14 protein-coding genes and 1 pseudogene are annotated in these 19,075 nt (G+C 61.6%); 5 read left to right on the top strand and 10 right to left on the bottom strand.

Annotated features, from left to right (window positions below):
* Positions 1-109: 109 nt before the first annotated feature.
* On the bottom strand, positions 110-1,456 hold the full coding sequence (locus IB266_RS26585; RefSeq protein WP_060738709.1) for a DEAD/DEAH box helicase: 1,347 nt from the start codon (positions 1,454-1,456) through the stop codon (positions 110-112).
* 193 nt (positions 1,457-1,649) lie between these two features.
* On the opposite strand from IB266_RS26585, the gene IB266_RS26580 reads away from it, so the two are divergent.
* Positions 1,650-2,948 carry a mechanosensitive ion channel family protein gene (locus tag IB266_RS26580; protein WP_192263434.1) on the top strand — a complete coding sequence of 433 codons (1,299 nt, stop codon included), beginning with the start codon at positions 1,650-1,652 and terminating at the stop codon, positions 2,946-2,948.
* Between the two features lie 125 nt (positions 2,949-3,073).
* Here the strand turns inward: IB266_RS26580 and IB266_RS26575 are convergent, their stop codons facing one another.
* From IB266_RS26575 to IB266_RS26565, 3 genes are all read right to left on the bottom strand, one after another.
* On the bottom strand, positions 3,074-3,940 hold the full coding sequence (locus IB266_RS26575) for a carboxylate/amino acid/amine transporter (protein WP_192263433.1): 867 nt from the start codon (positions 3,938-3,940) through the stop codon (positions 3,074-3,076).
* Positions 3,941-4,321: 381 nt separating this feature from the next.
* Positions 4,322-4,921 (bottom strand): FMN-dependent NADH-azoreductase, encoded by a 600-nt coding sequence (locus tag IB266_RS26570; protein WP_192263432.1) that lies wholly within the window; start codon positions 4,919-4,921, stop codon positions 4,322-4,324.
* A 149-nt stretch (positions 4,922-5,070) separates the two neighbouring features.
* On the bottom strand, positions 5,071-5,385 hold the full coding sequence (locus IB266_RS26565) for a hypothetical protein (protein WP_060738712.1): 315 nt from the start codon (positions 5,383-5,385) through the stop codon (positions 5,071-5,073).
* A gap of 50 nt (positions 5,386-5,435) precedes the next feature.
* On the opposite strand from IB266_RS26565, the gene IB266_RS26560 reads away from it, so the two are divergent.
* The 4 genes from IB266_RS26560 (at position 5,436) to IB266_RS26545 (ending at position 9,662) form a co-directional block, all read left to right on the top strand.
* Entirely contained in the window at positions 5,436-6,359 is a 924-nt protein-coding gene (locus IB266_RS26560) for a LysR family transcriptional regulator (protein ID WP_060738713.1), read from the top strand.
* 14 nt (positions 6,360-6,373) lie between these two features.
* Positions 6,374-7,177: an alpha/beta fold hydrolase gene (locus IB266_RS26555; RefSeq protein WP_192263431.1), complete on the top strand. Its 804-nt coding sequence runs from the start codon at positions 6,374-6,376 to the stop codon at positions 7,175-7,177.
* Between the two features lie 4 nt (positions 7,178-7,181).
* On the top strand, positions 7,182-7,745 hold the full coding sequence (locus IB266_RS26550; protein ID WP_192263430.1) for a peptidylprolyl isomerase: 564 nt from the start codon (positions 7,182-7,184) through the stop codon (positions 7,743-7,745).
* An 84-nt stretch (positions 7,746-7,829) separates the two neighbouring features.
* Complete coding sequence (locus IB266_RS26545; protein ID WP_192263429.1) at positions 7,830-9,662, top strand: ABC transporter ATP-binding protein; 1,833 nt, start codon at positions 7,830-7,832, stop codon at positions 9,660-9,662.
* Between the two features lie 139 nt (positions 9,663-9,801).
* Here IB266_RS26545 and IB266_RS26540 read toward each other — a convergent pair whose 3' ends face one another.
* The 6 genes and pseudogenes from IB266_RS26540 to hrpA form a co-directional block, all read right to left on the bottom strand.
* Positions 9,802-10,926, bottom strand: coding sequence for a GNAT family N-acetyltransferase (locus IB266_RS26540; RefSeq protein WP_192263428.1), 1,125 nt, complete (start codon positions 10,924-10,926; stop codon positions 9,802-9,804).
* A gap of 141 nt (positions 10,927-11,067) precedes the next feature.
* Positions 11,068-12,378, bottom strand: a complete 1,311-nt coding sequence (locus IB266_RS26535; RefSeq protein ID WP_192263427.1) for an OprO/OprP family phosphate-selective porin — start codon at positions 12,376-12,378, stop codon at positions 11,068-11,070.
* Between the two features lie 288 nt (positions 12,379-12,666).
* Positions 12,667-12,903, bottom strand: a complete 237-nt coding sequence (locus IB266_RS26530) for an anti-sigma factor family protein (RefSeq protein ID WP_103310148.1) — start codon at positions 12,901-12,903, stop codon at positions 12,667-12,669.
* Positions 12,897-13,507: pseudogene (locus IB266_RS26525) on the bottom strand (RNA polymerase sigma factor). The gene IB266_RS26530 and the pseudogene IB266_RS26525 overlap by 7 nt, the downstream one beginning before the upstream one ends.
* 192 nt (positions 13,508-13,699) lie before the next feature.
* Positions 13,700-14,821, bottom strand: a complete 1,122-nt coding sequence (locus IB266_RS26520) for a beta-ketoacyl-ACP synthase III (protein WP_192263426.1) — start codon at positions 14,819-14,821, stop codon at positions 13,700-13,702.
* Positions 14,822-15,150: 329 nt separating this feature from the next.
* Complete coding sequence (gene hrpA / locus IB266_RS26515; protein ID WP_192263425.1) at positions 15,151-19,062, bottom strand: ATP-dependent RNA helicase HrpA; 3,912 nt, start codon at positions 19,060-19,062, stop codon at positions 15,151-15,153.
* Positions 19,063-19,075: the final 13 nt, after the last annotated feature.

The raw sequence follows: 19,075 nt of genomic DNA, 5'->3' as shown, positions 1-19,075 counted from the left end.
TCCCACAAATCCCCCTCGCCACAGGGGTCTGCGCCAAGCTTGGATTTTAGTTTCACCCATAAAAAAACCGGACCCAAGGTCCGGTTTTTCATGAAGCACTACCGCGGCTTCACTCAGCCGCAGGCGCTTCCGGCTTGCGGCGCTTGAGCGGGGCCATGCCGTCCTTGCTGACCAGCGACGGGGCGTCGGTCTTCGGGCGGTTGGCGGTCTTGCGCTTGGTCGGAGCCTTGGCGCCGGTTTTCTTCTTGTCGCCCTTGGCGTCGACCTTTTTCTTCTTCACGCCAACGGCCTTGCCCGAGGCCTTGACCTTTTTCGGTCCGCCGTAGGTGCCTTTGACTTCCTTGATGGTGCGGCGCTCGAAGCTCTGCTTGAGGTAGCGCTCGATGCTCGACATCAGGTTCCAGTCGCCGTGGCAGATCAGCGAGATCGCCAGGCCATCGTTACCGGCGCGGCCGGTGCGACCGATGCGGTGCACGTATTCGTCGCCGCTGCGGGGCATGTCGAAGTTGATGACCATGTCCAGGCCATCCACGTCCAGGCCGCGGGCAGCGACGTCGGTGGCGACGAGGATTTTCACGCCGCCCTGCTTGAGGCGGTCGATGGCCAGCTTGCGGTCCTTCTGGTCTTTCTCGCCGTGCAGCACGAACGCCTTGTATTCCTGGGCCACCAGGCGACCGTAGATGCGGTCGGCCATGGCCCGGGTGTTGGTGAACACGATGGCTTTTTCGTAAGTCTCGTTGGCCAGCAACCAGTTGACGATCTGTTCTTTGTGCTGGTTGTGGTCGGCGGTGATGATCTGCTGGCGGGTGGTGGAGTTCAGCTGGCTGACCGCGTTGAGCTGCAAGTGCTCGGGGTTGTTCAGCACCTTGGCGATCATCTCGCGCAAGCCCGAACCGCCGGTGGTGGCGGAGAACAGCATGGTCTGCTGGCGATTGACGCATTCGTCCACCAGGCGCTGCACGTCTTCGGCAAAGCCCATGTCGAGCATGCGATCGGCTTCGTCCAGCACCAGCACTTCGACTTCCTTGAGGTCGAGGTTGCCAGCGTTCAACTGCTCGATCATCCGCCCCGGCGTGCCGATCAGGATGTCCGGCACCTTGCGCAGCATCGCGGCCTGGACCTTGAAGTCTTCGCCGCCGGTGATCAGGCCGGACTTGATGAAGGTGAATTGCGAGAAACGCTCCACTTCCTTCAAGGTCTGCTGGGCCAGTTCGCGGGTCGGCAGCAGAATCAGGGTCTTGATGCTGACGCGGACCTTGGCCGGGCCGATCAGGCGGTTGAGGATCGGCAGCACGAACGCGGCGGTCTTGCCGCTGCCGGTCTGCGCCGTCACCCGCAGGTCACGCCCCTGGAGCGCGAGCGGAATAGCCGCTGCCTGCACCGGCGTTGGCTCGACAAATTTAAGCTCGGCCACGGCTTTGAGCAGGCGTTCGTGCAGGGCGAATTGGGAAAACACGGGTGCTACCTCGAAGAAATGCAAAAAAACAGCTGCATAGGGTAACGGTTTCGAGCGCGAAGGCCGAGTTTCTTTATACAAACGGCGGTAAATCAGTGCATTTTTATAAGCCGATTTGTCATCAACGGTCACTTGAACGGGCTTAAATGCTCTAATCGCCCCGTCGCGTCTTTATAGAAGAACCGTTTCGTCCATGGACATCAAACAACTCTGGGTCAACATCCAAGACCTCTGGGGTGCCCTTGACCAGCACCCGCTCCTGCACTCCAGCCTCGCCCTGATGTTGCTGCTGGTCATCGCCCTGGTGCTGGGACGGGTGGCGCGCTACCTGATCCTGCACGCGGCCAAACTGCTCGGGCGCCAACCGGCCCTGCACTGGGTCAACGACCTGCGCCAGAACAAGGTCTTCCATCGCCTGGCGCAGATGACGCCGTCACTGATCATCCAGTTCGGCCTGCACCTGGTGCCGGAACTGAGCAAGACCAGCATGATTTTCCTGGGCAACGTCGCCCTGGCGTTCACCATCCTGTTCATGGTGCTGAGCCTCAGTGCCCTGCTCAGCGCCCTGCTGGACGTGTACGCTCGCACCGAACATGCGCGTACCCGCTCGATCAAGGGCTACGTGCAACTGACGAAGATGGTGCTGTATGTGTTTGGCGCGATCATCATCGTCGCCACCCTGATCGACCGTTCGCCGTTGTTGCTGCTGTCAGGCCTGGGTGCGATGTCGGCGGTGATCCTGTTGGTCTACAAGGACACCCTGCTGTCATTCGTCGCCAGCGTGCAGTTGACCAGCAATGACATGCTGCGGGTCGGCGACTGGATCGAGATGCCCCAGGTTGGCGCCGACGGTGATGTGGTGGATATCACGCTGCACACGGTGAAGGTGCAGAACTTCGACAAGACCATCGTCTCGATCCCGACCTGGCGCCTGATGTCCGAGTCGTTCAAGAACTGGCGCGGCATGCAGCAGTCCGGCGGACGACGGATCAAGCGCAGTCTGTTCATCGACGCCAGCGGCGTGCGCTTCCTGCATGACGAGGAAGAACAGCGCCTGACCCAGGTGCGCCTGCTGACCGACTACATCGGCCGCAAGCAGGCCGAGCTCAAGGCCTGGAACGAGGCCCAGGGCAATGTCGCAGCCATGTCGGCCAACCGTCGGCGGATGACCAACCTGGGCACCTTCCGCGCCTACGCCCTGGCCTATTTGAAGAGCCACCCGGAGATCCAGCCGAACATGACCTGCATGGTCCGGCAGATGCAGACCACCGCCCAGGGCATCCCGCTGGAAATCTACTGCTTCACCCGCACCACGGCGTGGGCGGATTACGAGCGCATCCAGGGGGATATTTTCGATTACCTGCTGGCGGTGATGCCGGAGTTCGGATTGAACCTGTACCAGCAGCCCAGCGGCATGGACTTGCGCTCGGGGTTGTTGCCGGCGGTGTTGGGGGCGAGCTCAATTTCGGAACCGCAGAAGCAGGTGGTCTGAAACCACCACAGATCCCCTGTGGTAAATCCCCTGTGGGAGCGAGCTTGCTCGCGATGACGGTGTATCAGAAACATAGATGCTGACTGACATTCCGCCATCGCGAGCAAGCTCGCTCCCACAAGGGTTTAGTGTGAAGGCTGAGGTTGGCGGATCCCCAACCGACTGATCCATACCGCCGCCAATATCACCGACCCACCCAGTAGCAGCCGCCCCAACGCCTCGTGCTGGTTCCAGATCAGCAGGTTCACCAGCAGCCCCACCGGCACGTGCAGGTTGTTCATCACCGCCAGCGTCCCGCCGTTGACCAGACAGGCGCCTTTGTTCCACCAGTACAACCCCAGCGCCGTGGAAACCAGGCCGAGGAACACCAGCACGCCCCATTGCAACGGCGCTTCTGGCCAGAAATTGGCCTTGCCAAACAGCAGGAATGCCGGCAACGCCACCATCAACGCACCGAGATAGAAATAGCCGAAACGCCGGTAGTGCGGCAGGTCGCTCGGGTGACGGGCCACCAGGTGTTTGTAGAGCACCTGCCCGGCTGCGTAGGTGAAGTTGGCCAGTTGCAGCAGCAAGAAGCCCATGAAGAAATCCGGGTTGATCCGGTCGTAGCGAATCACCGCCGCGCCGGCCACGGCCACCAGCGCCGCGATCAACGCCCAGGGATTGAAGCGCCGGTTCAGCGCGTCCTCGATCAAGGTCACGTGCAAAGGCGTAAGGATGGTGAACAGCAGCACCTCGGGCACCGTCAATACTCGGAAGCTCAGGTACAGGCAGACGTAGGTCACGCCGAACTGCAAGGCACCGATCAACAGCATGCCGCGCATGAACGATGGCTCCACCTGGCGCCAGCGGGTCAGCGGTATGAACACCAGTCCGGCCAGCACAACCCTGACCAGCACCGCGAAGTAACTGTCGACATGCCCAGCCAGGTATTCGCCGATCAAGCTGAAGGAAAACGCCTGAATCAGCGTTACAAAAAGTAGATAGCCCATACGCCCCTCGTTTCGGATGGCGGCGAAGATAGCGGTTTTGAGCTTTGGGGGCGAGTTCGCTCGCTCCCACATGGGGCGGTGTGGTGAGCACAGTCTCGCGGTCACCGCCAAACCCTGTGGGAGCTGAGCTTGCTCGCGATGGCGGTGCATCAGAGACATAGCGGCTGACTGATACTCCGCTATCGCGAGCAGGCTCGCTCCCACAGGATCATTCAGCGGCCAGTAAATCGCAGGCAAAAAAAAGCCCGATCTCGCTAAAGCGTTCAATCGGGCTGATGCACTCAGGAGCAATAAGTGCAAAGGGAGGTTCGATGCGCAAAACGGTTTGAAGGGAAGCGCCAGGTCAATAGACCACCTGGCGATTACCCGAGGATTAACGGATCAGGCGACCTGGGACAATTTGGCGTTGGCCTGATTCAGGCCCTTCTCCTGGAAGTCGCCACCCAGGTTCATGCCCTCGGCATGGATGAAGGTCACGTCGTGGATGCCGATGAAGCCCATGACTTGGCGCAGGTAGGGTTCCTGATGGTCGGTGCTGCCACCGGCGTGAATGCCGCCCCGGGCGGTGAGCACGAAGGCGCGCTTGTCGGCCAGCAGGCCCTGGGGACCGGTGGGGGTGTATTTGAACGTCACGCCGGCACGCAGCACATGGTCGAGCCACGCCTTCAAAGTGCTGGGAATGGCGAAGTTGTACATCGGTGCAGCCATCACCAGGACGTCGGCGGCCAGCAGCTCATCGGTCAGTTGGTTCGAGCGTTCCAGCGAGGCGTTTTCAATGTCGTTGCGCTGCTCGACAGGCTTCATCCAGCCGCCCAGCAGATTGGCATCCAGGTGCGGCACCGGGTTGATGGCCAGGTCGCGGACGCTGATGTCGTCGGCCGGGTGCGCAGCTTTCCACTGGCTGATGAAGGTCTGGGTCAGTTGACGGGAAACCGAGTCTTGCTGGCGGGCACTGCTTTCGATGATCAGAACGCGGGACATGGCTTGTAGGCTCCATCTGAGAATGTTGTCAGTCGATGGAGTGAAGGTTAAACGTGAGCATATCGATGAAAAAGCGCAAATAACTGCTGTAATGCATCGATATTTTCGTTTATAAGCGGAGCAGGCACGATCACCTGCCCCGCTGCCGGCTATTTCGGCTGACAGGTCAGCTTGATGCGCAGCTTGATGATGTTGCGGTTGAACTTGGCCGTGGCGTTCTTGAACTTGCCGGCAGCGACTTCGATCTTGCGGGTGCGCGGCGCCTCGGGGCCGTTGTTGAACACCACGGTGCAGGCCGCGTCGGTACTGCCGTAGTTGTTGACCTGGATAGAGCCGATGTCGGCATCGGTGTCATAGGCGGTGTAGTCGATGCTCAGGCCGTTGAGGTGTTTCTCCACATCGATCGGGTAGGCAAACGCAGTCAGTGGCAGCAAGGCCAGCACCACACAACAGATTTTCTTCATTCGGCAGTCTCCACCAAGGGACCGCCAGCTTAGGACAAGAGGAGCCCGATATGAAAGCGCCCCGCGTGACCCTGGATCAATGGCGCACCTTGCAGGCGGTGGTCGACCACGGCGGTTTCGCCCAGGCCGCCGAAGTGCTGCATCGCTCCCAGTCATCCGTGAGCTACACCGTGGCCCGCATGCAGGACCAACTCGGTGTGCCGTTGCTGCGCATCGATGGACGCAAGGCCGTGTTGACCGAAGCCGGCGGGGTGCTGCTGCGCCGCTCGCGGCAACTGGTGAAACAGGCCAGCCAACTGGAAGACCTGGCCCACCACATGGAGCAAGGCTGGGAAGCGGAAGTGCGGCTGGTGGTCGACGCGGCCTACCCCAACGCCCGCCTCGTTCGCGCCTTGACCGCGTTCATGCCGCAAAGCCGTGGCTGCCGAGTGCGGCTGCGCGAAGAAGTATTGTCGGGTGTCGAAGAAGTGCTGCTCGAAGGCGTGGCCGACCTGGCCATCAGCGGCTTCAGCATTCCCGGTTACCTGGGTGCGGAGTTGAGCGACGTGGAGTTCATCGCGGTGGCCCATCCCGAGCATGCCCTGCACCGTCTCAATCGCGAGCTGAACTTCCAGGACCTGGAAAGCCAGTTGCAAGTGGTCATCCGCGACTCCGGCCGCCAGCAGCCTCGCGACGTCGGCTGGCTCGGCGCCGAACAGCGCTGGACCGTGGGCAGCCTGGCCACCGCCGCGAGTTTTGTCGGCAGCGGCCTGGGCTTCGCCTGGCTGCCCCGGCACATGATCGAACGGGAACTCAAGGAAGGCGTGCTCAAGCGTCTACCCTTGGAGCAGGGAGGCAGCCGCAACTCGACCTTCTATCTTTTCTCGAACAAGGAAAAACCCCTGGGCCCGGCCACGCAAATCCTGATCGAATTGCTGCGCACCTTCGACACCGCGCCGCTGGATGCGCCGTTCGCCGCCCCTGAACAAGCCTGACAAGGATTTCGCCGATGGCCTATTTTGCACACGAAGGATGCGACCTGCACTACGAGGAATACGGCCACGGCACGCCTTTGGTGCTGGTCCATGGGCTGGGCTCCAGCACCCGGGACTGGGAAAAGCAGATCCCGGCATTGTCCGCCCGCTACCGCCTGATCGTGATGGATGTGCGCGGTCATGGCCGCTCCGACAAACCCCGCGAGCGCTACAGCATCAAAGGTTTCAGTGCCGACCTGAGCGCCCTGATCGATCACCTGGACCTGGGCCCGGTGCATTTGGTGGGCTGGTCCATGGGCGGCATGATCTGTTTCCAATTGGCGGTGGATGAGCCCGAACGGGTCAGGAGCCTGTGCATCGTCAACAGTGCTCCCGAAGTCAAAGTCCGCACGCCCGACGATTGCTGGCAATGGTTCAAGCGCTGGAGCCTGATGCGCCTGCTCAGCCTGGAAACCATCGGCAAGGCCCTGGGCGCCAAGCTGTTTCCCAAACCCGAGCAAACCGAGTTACGCCTGGAAATGGCCCGGCGCTGGGCAAAGAACGACAAACGTGCTTATCTCGCCAGCTTCGATGCAATCGTGGGGTGGGGTGTGCAGGAACGACTTTCACAGGTCGCCTGTCCAACCCTCGTCATCTGCGCCGACCACGACTACACCCCGGTGGCGCTGAAAGAAGCCTATGTAAAGCGGCTGCCCAATGCACGTCTGGTGGTCATCGCCGATTCACGGCACGCTACCCCGCTGGATCAACCCGAACGCTTCAACCAAACACTGCTCGACTTTTTGACCGCAACCGATTCCACCACTCAGGATCTCTGACCCCATGCTGAAAAAAATCGCCCTCGCCGCCGGCACCGTATTGTTTGCCGCCAACCTGATGGCCGCCACGCCCGCCAAGGCCCCCCATGTATTGCTGGAGACCACCAACGGCCAGATCGAAATCGAACTGGACCCGGTCAAGGCCCCCATCAGTACCAAGAACTTCCTTGAGTACGTGGACAGTGGTTTCTACAACAACACGATTTTCCACCGCGTGATCCCGGGCTTCATGGCCCAGGGCGGCGGCTTTACCACACAGATGCAACAGAAAGACACCAAGGCACCGATCAAGAACGAAGCCAGCAATGGCCTGCACAACGTTCGCGGCACCTTGTCGATGGCGCGCACGTCCAACCCGGACTCGGCCACCAGCCAGTTCTTCATCAACGTGGCCGACAACGCCTTCCTCGATCCGGGCCGTGACGCCGGCTACGCAGTGTTCGCCAAGGTGGTCAAGGGCATGGACGTGGTGGACATCATCGTCAACTCCCAGACCACCACCAAGCAAGGCATGCAAAACGTGCCGATCGACCCTGTGCTCATCAAGTCGGCCAAGCGCATCGACTGAAGCGGCACACGGCAAGCCTGGGCGGCGCGGTCATCCCGCACCGCCCATTAGCAAAAAGGAGAGCCCCTGCCAGGGCATTTACAGATGGTTTTTCGCCGCTTCGAAACACTGATCGATATCTTCCGCGACGCCCCGAGCTCGGCCCCGCCGAACCGCGTCCTGCCCTTCTACACCTATTATCTGAAACAGGTCTGGCCCAGCTTCGTCGTGCTGCTGGTGGTGGGTCTGATCGGCGCGCTGATCGAAGTGGCGCTGTTCAGCTACCTGAGCCGCATCATCGACCTGACCCAAGGCACGCCCAATGTGGACTTCTTCAAGGTCCATGGCCTGGAGCTGGCCTGGATGGCCGTGGTGGCGCTGGTTTTCCGACCGATCTTCGTGGCCCTGCATGACCTGCTGGTGCACCAGACCCTGAGCCCCGGCATGACCAGCCTGATCCGCTGGCAGAACCACAGCTACGTGCTCAAGCAGAGCCTGAATTTCTTCCAGAACGATTTCGCCGGGCGCATCGCCCAGCGCATCATGCAGACCGGCAACTCCCTGCGCGACTCGGCGGTCCAGGCGGTGGATGCCCTGTGGCACGTGCTGATCTACGCCGTCAGTTCCCTGGTGCTGTTCGCCGAAGCCGACTGGCGCCTGATGATCCCGCTGCTGATGTGGATTGCCGCCTACATTGGCGCACTCTGCTATTTCGTGCCACGGGTCAAGGAGCGCTCGGTGGTGTCGTCCGACGCCCGCTCCAAACTCATGGGGCGGATCGTCGACGGCTACACCAACATCACCACCCTGAAGCTGTTCGCCCATACCAATTTCGAACAGCAATACGCCCGCGAAGCCATCCAGGAGCAGACCGAAAAAGCCCAGTTGGCTGGCCGCGTGGTGACCAGCATGGACGTGGTCATCACCAGCATGAACGGGCTGCTGATCGTCGGCACCACCGGGCTGGCCCTGTGGCTCTGGACCCAGTCGCTGATCAGCGTGGGCGCCATTGCCCTGGCGACCGGACTGGTGATCCGCATCGTCAACATGTCCGGTTGGATCATGTGGGTGGTCAACGGCATCTTCGAAAACATCGGCATGGTCCAGGACGGCCTGCAGACCATCGCCCAGCCAGTCAGCGTCACCGACCGCGACCAGGCCAAGCCCCTGGCGGTGGCCCAGGGCGAAGTGCGTTTCGAGCATGTGGACTTCCACTATGGCAAGAAAAGCGGGGTCATCGGCGACCTCAACCTGACCATCAAGCCTGGCGAGAAAATCGGCCTGATCGGCCCGTCCGGCGCGGGTAAATCCACCTTGGTGAACCTGCTGCTGCGCCTCTATGACGTGCAAGGCGGGCACATCCTCATCGACGGCCAGGACATCGCCGAAGTCGGCCAGGAAAGCCTGCGCGAACGCATCGGCATGATCACCCAAGACACCTCGCTGCTGCATCGCTCGATTCGCGACAACCTGCTCTACGGCAAACCCGACGCCACCGATGCGCAACTCTGGGAAGCCGTGCACAAGGCCCGGGCCGATGAATTCATCCCATTGCTGTCGGACGCCGAAGGTCGCACCGGCTTCGATGCCCATGTGGGTGAGCGCGGGGTGAAACTGTCCGGCGGCCAGCGCCAGCGCATCGCTATCGCGCGCGTGCTGCTCAAGGACGCGCCGATTCTGATCATGGACGAAGCGACGTCAGCGCTGGACTCGGAAGTCGAAGCGGCGATCCAGGAAAGCCTCGAGACCCTGATGCAAGGCAAGACGGTGATCGCCATCGCCCACCGCCTCTCCACCATCGCCCGGATGGACCGGTTGGTGGTACTGGAAAATGGCCGCATCGCCGAAACCGGCAGCCATGCCGAGTTGCTGGCCCACGGTGGGTTATATGCGCGGCTGTGGCAGCATCAGACAGGTGGGTTCGTGGGGATCGACTGAATAGATCAAACAGTCCGCAGCACTGGGCTGTGGGAGCAAAGCTTGCTCGCGAAACAGGCGACTCGATCTATAAAGGATTGCGCCGACCTCATCGCGAGCAAGCTTTGCTCCCACGGGGTTTGGTATCAGCCTTGGGATATCAACCCTGCCGATACGGCAGTGCCGTCCTGGCCTCCTCGGCGTACGCCAGCACCCCCTCCTGCTCGCGCACGAGAAAATCCGCTACCGCCGCTTTCAACCCCGGATGACGCAGGTAATGCCACGAGCGGGTAATCACCGGCTCGAACCCGCGAATCAACTTGTGCTCACCCTGGGCGCCGGCGTCAAAGCGCTGCAAGCCCTGGGCAATCGCGTAGTCCATGCCTTGATAGAAGCAGGTCTCGAAGTGCAGCCGGTCGAACTCCGCCAGGCAGCCCCAGTACCGTCCATAGAAACTGTCGCCGCCCACCAGGCTGAACGCCATCGCCACCGGCCGTGAACCTTGCTTGGCCAGCACCACACGAATGGCCTCGGGCATGCGTTCGGCCAGCAGGCTGAAGAATGTCCGGGTCAAGTAGGGCGCCTGCCGTCGTATCGCGTAGGTGTTGGCGTAACAGGCGTAGACAAAATCCCACTGTGCCTCGTCCAACTGATGCCCTTCGAACCATTCGAACGCGATGCCCTGCCCCGCCACTTGTTCGCGCTCCTTGCGCATCTGCTTGCGCTTGCGGGAACTGAGGGCATCGAGAAAATCCTGGAAGTCGCGATAACCGCGATTTTGCCAGTGATACTGGCAGCCGATCCGCTGCAGCCAGCCTTCTTGCCCGGCAAGTGCCGCGTCGGTGAAGGCATCGGTGAAGTTGATGTGGGCACTGGAAAGCCCTTCGATTTCCAGGTATCCGGGCACGCTGCCCAGCAACGCCAGACCGTCCTCCACCCGCGCCGCCAACAGTCGCGGACCACTGACCGGGCTGAACGGTACCGCCGTCAACAGCTTGGGGTAGTAATCGATGCCGGCGCGGGCGCAAGCGTCGGCCCAGCCGTGGTCGAACACGTATTCACCGTAGGAATGCCACTTGCGGTAACTGGGCAAGGCCGCCAACAACTGACCGTTTTCAATGTGCAACAAATGCTCGGCTTGCCAACCGGATTGCGGACCCAGGCTGGCGCTGTCTTCCAGAGTGCCGAGGAAGGCGTGGCGCAGGAAAGGCTGGTTGGCGGGCACCAACGCGTCCCACTCGTGCGGCGCGATGGCGGACAGGCTGTCCAAGACGTGAAGCGGCATGCGATTCCTCGAGAGCCAGACGACGGATGGAGCGAGTATCGCCGATCCTGACCGAGCGCACATAAAAAAACCCCGCCAGAGGCGGGGTTGAAAAGGAGCATTAACGGATGAAGAAAAAGCTCTGTATCAAGTCAGCGCGATTCAGAACACGTACTGGGCACGGACAACAAAACCGTCGCCATCGTCATCGCCATTGGCGTTGGTGACTTTGTCGGTCTTGGCCTTGACGTAGGCACCGGTGATTTTCACCGCTTCGTTGGCGTACCAGTTCACGCCCAGGTTGTGCACCTTGGCTTCGGCATCGCCCACTTCACGGGTCGCCGAGGCAGTGGTGATGTTGTCGTCTTCGACGGTCATGCTGTCGAAGCGGTAGAACACTTCCCAGGCGCCAATGGATTTGTTCTGAGGCTTGATCGCGTCAAACTTGCCGACCTTATAGCCACGGGACTCACCGGTGATGGTGTAGGCACCCTGGACGTAGAAGCCGTGGCCTTTGAGGTCTTCGAAGGCGTCGCTGTCAGCCTTGGTCTTGCGGGAGATGTATTCACCCTGGATCGACGCTGGCCCCATGGCGAAGGCGGCTTCCAGGCCGAAGGCGGTGTCAGTGTCGTACGAACCGGCCGGCGAGTTGTTGGCGCCGCCCAGGACCGGACGGTTGCCGTTAGGACCGGCATCGTTGCCACCCAGGGTTTCAACGCCACGCATGCCCAGGCGGGAGCGATAACGTGCATCGAACGCGGTGTCCGAAACGTCACGGGAGGCTACGTTCAGACCGAAGTGCAGCACGTTGCCAGCTTCGTGCATCGGAGCGAAGACGAAGCGACCGTTGACTTGCTTGACGCTGTCGCCGTCGGTGTCGTCGGTGTCCTTGCTGAACACGCCGGCCGAAGCATAGAACGAATCGGCGAAGGTGCTGGAGGCCTGGATGCCCAGGCCGTTCTGATGGCTGTTGGCCCAGTCGATCAGGTCGTAGGCAGCGTTACGCTCAGGCGCGGTCACCCACTTGGAGCTGGTGGCTTTTTCCAGGCCGAAGTCGGGGTCGAAGCGACCGACCTTGATCGACACTGGCTTGAAGCCGTTGTAGGCCAGGGACGCTTCGTCAAAGTAGCCGTTGTCGGAATCGCCACTGTTGTGGGCGAAATCGTAATTGATGGTGTAGGCCCAATCCGTGTACAGCACGCCGGACAGTTCCAGGAAGCCGCGACGGATGTAAGCGGCATCGGCCGATTTGCCGTTGTCGGTGTAGATACCGTCGAACTGGCTGTAGTCAGCCTGCAAACGACCACCGAGCTTGAAGCTGAACTCTTTGTCAGTGGTAGCGACCTCAAGGCCGCCCTTGGTTTTGACCACGATATCGGCGCCATCGGTGGTGACGGTGCCGGCGAAAGCCTGGGCGGTTACTGCCATTGCCAGTGCGCTGGCGGCAACACCTGCGAAGTGCTTACGGATCATCGAAGAATTCCCCTGTTGGTAGTCTATGCGTTAGAAAACACGCGGAACTGGGCCCGCTGGTGTTGGGAGGGGATGTTGGCGACCGGTTGTGTCAGGCGAGTTGCTATCACATAAAGATTTTATGACAGCGGAACTTTTTACTTCGAATGGGAATAACCAGCACAACGGCAAGCCCCTTGTGGGAGCGAGCTTGCTCGCGATAGCGGTATGTCAGTGAAAGACTTGTTGCCTGATACGCCGCCATCGCGAGCGAGCTCGCTCCCACAAGGGTGGGTGGTTTCTCCGGGGTCAACGGATGTTTTTGCGACGCTCAGCGGCGAGTTTCTCGGCGAGCTGGTCCAGGTCGGGGATCGGGGGTTGCGGCAGTTTTTTGAGGGTCGCCTGCATCAGGCGCATCTGACGGATGAAACGTCGGCAATTGGGGCAGAACATCAGGTGATGACGCACCATCAGGCGTTCACGAAAGCTCAATTGGCCATCGAGATAATCGCTGGAGCGCGCCACTTGTTCCTTGCAGGTCAGCATTCGCCGGTTTCCTCGAAATGTTCAACAGTCGCGAAGACCTTCAGTCGGGCACGATGCAACAGCACACGTACATTGGAGAGCGAAATACCCAGCAGATTACAGATTTCGTCCAGCTCCAGATCCTGCTGTTCCCGCAGGGTCAGTACACTGCCTTGCAGTTCCGACAGGCTGAGCAACGTGTGCTCCAGGCAATCACGCAATTCACTCATCGTGAGCAACGCTTCGGGCGTGTCCTGGTGCCAGGCGAACGGCGCCAGCAGCCAATGGCCGTCAGCGGCGAAACGGTCATCGCCGAGAGTGCCGTGGGGGCCGGGAGATCATCGAGCAGCACTTCCCGGCGGTTCTGCTTGTAGCGACCCTTGGCGGCGTTCGCCGTGATGGTCAACAGCCAGGTCTTGAGGCTGGAACGTCCCTGGAAACCACTGAGATTGCGCACCACGGACAGCCAGGCGTCCTGCACCACTTCGTCGACATGGCGACTGCCGACAATGGCATAGGCCACGGCACGCATCGGGCTCTGGTAGGCGCTGACCAGTTCCCTGTAGGCCTGCTGCTCACCGGCCAGGAGGCGTTGGAGCAGGAGGGTGTCGTCGGTGGCCGTCATTCAACGCCCCATTGCCTGGAAGGACTGATGATTTTTCTGTGGCGAGGGAGCTTGCTCCCGCTCGGTTGCGCAGCAACCGCAAAATCCTGGGGCCGCTGCGCAGCCCAGCGGGAGCAAGCTCCCTCACCACAAAAGCTGAACTAGCCCAGATAGGAACTGAAAAGGCACAGATCAAAGCTGAGCCAGACCAGATCAATGCTTACGCAAAATCACGCTGCCAATCGAATAACCGGCACCGAAGGAGCTGAGGACGGCGACCGAGCCGCTGGGCAGGTCATCCTGGTATTTGTGGAATGCAATCACCGAACCGGCCGAACTGGTGTTGGCGTAGCGGTCGAGAATCACGGGGGCTTCCGCTTCGGTGGCTTCGCGTCCCAGCAGTTTGCGCACGATCAGGTGGTTCATGCTCAAGTTGGCCTGGTGCAGCCAGAAACGTTTCACGTCGCCAACGTTCAGTTGGTTTTCTTCCAGGTGGGTACCGATCAGTTCGGCCACCATCGGGCAGACGTCGCGGAATACCTTGCGGCCTTCCTGGACGAACAGCTTGTCGCGGCTGCCGATGCCCTCTTCCGCGGCGCGGTTGAGGAAACCGAAGTTGTTGCGGATGTTGTTGGAGAACTTGGTGAGCAGCTTGGTGCTGACCACGTCGAACTGGTACGGCGAGGTCGCCAGGTCCGCCCGCTCGATGATCACGGCAGTGGCCGCGTCGCCGAAGATGAAGTGGCTATCGCGGTCGCGGAAGTTCAAGTGGCCGGTGCACACTTCCGGGTTGACCATCAGGATCGCCCGGGCCTGACCCAGTTGCACACTGTTGGCCGCGGCCTGGATACCGAAGGTCGCCGAGGAACAGGCCACGTTCATGTCGAAACCGAAACCTTCGATGCCCAGGGCTTCCTGGACTTCGATGGCGATGGCCGGGTAGGCACGCTGCAGGTTGGAACAGGCGACGATGACCCCGTCGATGTCGGCGACCGTGCGGCCGGCGCGCTCCAGGGCCTGTTTCGCAGCGCCGATGGCCATTTCGCAGAGCACCGACCACTCGTCGTTGGAGCGCTCGGGCAGGCGTGGGGTCATGCGTTGCGGATCGAGAATGCCGTCCTTGTCCATGACAAAGCGGCTCTTGATGCCCGAGGCCTTTTCGATGAACGCGGCGTTGGATTCGGTCAATGCCTCGACTTCACCTCGCTCGATGGCATCGGCGTTGTCGGCGTTGAATTGCGCGACATAGGTATTGAAAGATTGCACCAGCTCTTCGTTGGAGATGCTGTTGGCCGGGGTGTACAGGCCGGTGCCGCTGATGACGACGTTATGCATGGGTCGTGTCTCTGATCTGTTCAGGCAGAAAGTATTGGCACCGACGTACCAATACACAAAGGGACTTTTCCCATCCGGGGAAGCAGCCCTGGCATCGCTTTATTCCGGATCCGCCCGTGGCCTTGAAGCTCAAAACCACGGAACCGGCATTTATAGGCGCGAAGTTTGCCATAAACGCGGGGGTTTGGCCCATTCTCCCTTACTGACGACACAAAACCTGTGGGAGCGAGCTTGCTCGCGATAGCGGTGGTTCAGCCTGCATTGATGTTGACTGATTCACCGCAATCGCGAGCAAGCTCGCTCCCACAAGGGTTTGGTGGCCTTGGCCATCACCCCTCCACCACTCCCCACTGCTTGCCCAGGCGCTTGTCGGAAATCGGCACCTTGGTCCCCAGTTGCTGGGCGAACAGTGACACCCGGTATTCCTCCAGCCACCAACGGTACAACTCCAGTTGCGGGTCGCGCTTGCCTTCCTGGGCGTGTTTGCTGGCGCGGGCCTGGTATTGGGCCCAGAGGTTCGACAGTTCGCCGCTCCAGACCCGGTCTTTCTGCACCTGGCTGCCCAGCTTCTCGAAGCGTTGTTCGATGGCCTTGAGGTAGCGCGGCAGCTCCTTGAGCCACTGATGCGGGGTTTCCCGCACGAAGCCCGGGTACACCAGGTGACTGAGTTGCTGCTTGATGTCGTTCAGCGCCACGGCCTGGGCCAGGTCGATCTTGCCCTTGAAGCGTTTTTGCAGGCCATGCCAGAGCTTGAGGATGTCCAGGGCCAGCTTCGCCAGGCGTTCGGCGTGTTCGGTCCAGCCGCCGCGCTTGCGCTCGGCCAGGGCAGCCAAGGCGGCGCCGTCGCGGGGCAGGCTCGCTTCACCTTCGAGCACACAGCTGTCGAGGCTGGCGAGCAGGATGTCTTCCACCAGGCCGTCGATGCGGCCCAAGTCGCGGTACAGCAGGCCCAGTTCCGTCAGCCCCGGCAGCTTGCCCCGCAGGAACTTGGCCGATTCGGCCAATTGCTGCATGAGCAAACGCTGCAAGGCGCGGCGATGCTGGAATTCGGCTTCGGCCGGGGTCGGGAAACGCCCTTCCTTGACCACGCCGCCCTCTTCCACCAGCGCCGGATAGACCGTCATCGACAGCCCGGCGATCTTCTGCTGGGTTTTCTCGGCCACCGGCGCGAAGACCTTCGCCTCCACCGGTGCCTGGCTTTTTGCCGTTTGCGGCACGGCCAAGGCCGCCTGGCTGGCCTCGGCAAAGCGTGCTGTCAGCTCGGCCAGGTTGCGGCCCTCGCCGAGGAACTTGCCCTGGCCGTCAACGATTTCCAGATTCATGCGCAAGTGGCTTTCCACCTGCTGAGCCGCTTCGGCCCAGGCTTCGTCGCTGACCCGCGCCCCGGTCATGCGCAGCAACTCACGGCCCAGGGACTGCGGCAACGAGCCCTCGGCGAAGGTGATGCGTTGCAGCGCCGCCTTGACGAAATCCGGTACCGGCACGAAGTTCTTGCGCAGGGCCTTGGGCAGGTTGCGCACCAGGGCGATGCACTTGGCCTCGATCATCCCCGGCACCAGCCATTCCAGGCGTTCCGGCGGCAGCATCGGCAACAACGGCGCCGGCACACGCAAAGTCACGCCGTCGCGGGGATGGTTGGGCTCGAAGTGATAGCTCAGCGGTAAGGTCAGGTCACCGACACGCAAGGTGTCGGGGTACTGCGTGGCGGTGACCTCGCTGGCCTCGCGGGCCAACACGTCTTCCTCGCGCATGATCAGTAATTGCGGGTCTTTCTGGCTGTTGATCCGGTACCAACTGTCGAACGTCGCGGTCTGGTGAATCTCAGCCGGCAAACGGGCGTCGTAGAACGCAAACAGGGTTTCCTCGTCCGCCAGGATGTCGCGGCGACGGGCCTTGGCTTCCAGTTCGTCGAGTTGCTCCAGCAAGCGGGTATTGGCGCCCAGGCATTTGGCCTTGGACTGGATCTCGCCACGTACCAGCGCCTCGCGAATGAACAGCTCACGGGACACCACCGGGTCCACCGGACCGTAGTGCACCGGCCGCCGACCGACGACGATGAGCCCGAACAGGGTGATCTGCTCATAGGCCACCACTTGCCCGCGCTTCTTCTCCCAATGGGGTTCGAAGTGGTTTTTCTTGATCAGGTGCCCGGCCAGCGGTTCAATCCAGTCCGGCTCGATCTTGGCCACCATGCGCGCGTACAACTTGGTGGTTTCCACCAGCTCGGCGGTCATCAGCCACTGCGGACGCTTCTTGCCCAGGCCAGATGACGGATGAATCCAGAAGCGCCGCTGACGGGCACCGAGGTAATCACCGTCTTCGGTTTTCTGGCCGATCTGACTGAGCAAGCCCGAGAGCACCGCTTTGTGCAGCTTCGGGTAGTCGGCCGGGTCCTTGTTGAGGCTCAACTGCATGTCGCGGCAGATCAAGCTCAACTGGCGATGGGAATCACGCCATTCGCGCAGGCGCAGGTAATTGAGGAAATTCTTGCGGCACCAGTTGCGCAGCGGGCTGGCGGTCAGGGCCTGGCGCTGTTCTTCAAAACCGCGCCACAGGTTGACCAGCCCGGCGAAGTCCGAATCCGGATCCTTCCACTGGGCGTGGGCCTGGTCGGCCGCCTGCTGACGCTCCGGCGGACGTTCCCGCGGGTCCTGGATCGACATGGCACTGGCGACGATCAGTACTTCCTGCAAGCTGCCCAGCTTCGCCGCTTCCAGCAGCATGCGGCCCATGCGCGGGTCCACCGGCAGGCGGGCCAGTTGCCGACCGAGCGGGGTCAGCTGACTGTTGCGGTCCACCGCCGAGAGCTCTTGCAGCAGGTTGAAACCGTCGCTGATGGCCTTGCCGTCCGGCGGCTCGATGAACGGGAAGTCGGTGATTTCGCCGAGGCGCAGGTGCAGCATCTGCAGAATCACCGCCGCCAGGTTGGTGCGCAGGATCTCGGGATCGGTGAACTCCGGCCGCCCAAGAAAATCTTCCTCGCTGTACAACCGCACGCAAATCCCCGGCTCGACCCGCCCGCAACGGCCTTTGCGCTGGTTGGCGCTGGCCTGGGAAATAGCCTCGATGGGCAAGCGCTGGACCTTGGCCCGATAGCTGTAGCGGCTGATGCGCGCGGTACCGCTGTCGATCACGTAGCGGATACCCGGCACGGTCAGCGAGGTTTCGGCGACGTTGGTCGCCAGCACCACGCGACGGCCCGGGTGGGACTGGAAGATCCGCTGCTGTTCGGCCGGCGATAAACGCGCATACAGCGGCAGGATCTCGGTGTGCTTGAGCTGGGCCTTGCGCAGCATCTCCGCGGCGTCGCGAATCTCCCGCTCGCCCGGCAGGAACACCAGCACATCCCCAGGACTGCGGCGCTCGCTGCGCTCGTAGGCGGCGATTTCATCGAGGGTGGCGAGGATCGCCTGGTCGACGGTCAAGTCGTCCTCGACCCGGTTGCCCTCCTCGTCCTGCTCCAGGGTCAGCGGGCGATACCAGGTGTCCACCGGGAAGGTGCGGCCCGAGACTTCCACGATGGGCGCGTCATCGAAGTGCTTGGAGAAACGCTCCAGGTCGATGGTCGCCGAGGTGATGATCACTTTAAGGTCTGGACGACGCGGCAGCAGGGTCTTGAGGTAGCCGAGCAGGAAATCGATGTTCAGGCTGCGTTCATGGGCTTCGTCGACGATGATCGTGTCGTAGCGCTCGAGGTAGCGGTCGTTCTGGGTCTCGGCCAGCAGGATGCCATCGGTCATCAGCTTGATCAGGGTGTTGGCGTCGCTCTGGTCCTCGAAACGCACCTGATAACCCACCAGCGCGCCCAACGGCGTGGCCAGTTCTTCGGCGACACGGCTTGCGACGCTGCGGGCGGCGATCCGGCGCGGCTGGGTGTGGCCGATCAAGCCGTGCTGGCCGCGACCGATTTCCAGGCAGATCTTCGGCAACTGCGTGGTTTTGCCCGAGCCAGTCTCGCCGGCGATGATCAGCACCTGATGCTTGAGCAATGCCTGCTTGATTTCGTCGCGCTTGGCGGCGATCGGCAAATTGTCGTCATAGCGGATCACCGGCAGGCTGGCCTTGCGCGCCAGCACCTGGTCGCACGACGCCTGCATGCGCGCCACCCACTGGGCCAGCTTGGCCTCGTCGGGCGTCTTGCGCAGCTCAAGCAACTGGCGCCGCAACCGGTGACGGTCGGCGAGCATGGCGTGGTCGAGGTTTTTCAGCAGCTTGTCGATAGCGGGGGCTTGGTCAGTCATCAGGTACGCAAGG

This window comes from Pseudomonas sp. Pdm06 (assembly GCF_014851795.1).
GTDB classification, from domain to species: domain Bacteria; phylum Pseudomonadota; class Gammaproteobacteria; order Pseudomonadales; family Pseudomonadaceae; genus Aquipseudomonas; species Aquipseudomonas fluorescens_AA.
This window is presented reverse-complemented; position numbering and strand designations above follow the sequence as displayed.

Bases quoted from the DNA above. Each gene is read 5' to 3' on its own strand.
- IB266_RS26535 (WP_192263427.1), bottom strand. From the start codon at position 12,378: ATGATCCGTAAGCACTTCGCAGGTGTTGCCGCCAGCGCACTGGCAATG.
- IB266_RS26560 (WP_060738713.1), top strand. From the start codon at position 5,436: ATGAAAGCGCCCCGCGTGACCCTGGATCAATGGCGCACCTTGCAGGCG.
- IB266_RS26550 (WP_192263430.1), top strand. From the start codon at position 7,182: ATGCTGAAAAAAATCGCCCTCGCCGCCGGCACCGTATTGTTTGCCGCC.
- IB266_RS26565 (WP_060738712.1), bottom strand. From the start codon at position 5,385: ATGAAGAAAATCTGTTGTGTGGTGCTGGCCTTGCTGCCACTGACTGCG.
- IB266_RS26570 (WP_192263432.1), bottom strand. From the start codon at position 4,921: ATGTCCCGCGTTCTGATCATCGAAAGCAGTGCCCGCCAGCAAGACTCG.
- IB266_RS26540 (WP_192263428.1), bottom strand. From the start codon at position 10,926: ATGCCGCTTCACGTCTTGGACAGCCTGTCCGCCATCGCGCCGCACGAG.
- IB266_RS26530 (WP_103310148.1), bottom strand. From the start codon at position 12,903: ATGCTGACCTGCAAGGAACAAGTGGCGCGCTCCAGCGATTATCTCGAT.
- IB266_RS26555 (WP_192263431.1), top strand. From the start codon at position 6,374: ATGGCCTATTTTGCACACGAAGGATGCGACCTGCACTACGAGGAATAC.
- hrpA (WP_192263425.1), bottom strand. From the start codon at position 19,062: ATGACTGACCAAGCCCCCGCTATCGACAAGCTGCTGAAAAACCTCGAC.
- IB266_RS26575 (WP_192263433.1), bottom strand. From the start codon at position 3,940: ATGGGCTATCTACTTTTTGTAACGCTGATTCAGGCGTTTTCCTTCAGC.
- IB266_RS26580 (WP_192263434.1), top strand. From the start codon at position 1,650: ATGGACATCAAACAACTCTGGGTCAACATCCAAGACCTCTGGGGTGCC.
- IB266_RS26545 (WP_192263429.1), top strand. From the start codon at position 7,830: ATGGTTTTTCGCCGCTTCGAAACACTGATCGATATCTTCCGCGACGCC.
- IB266_RS26520 (WP_192263426.1), bottom strand. From the start codon at position 14,821: ATGCATAACGTCGTCATCAGCGGCACCGGCCTGTACACCCCGGCCAAC.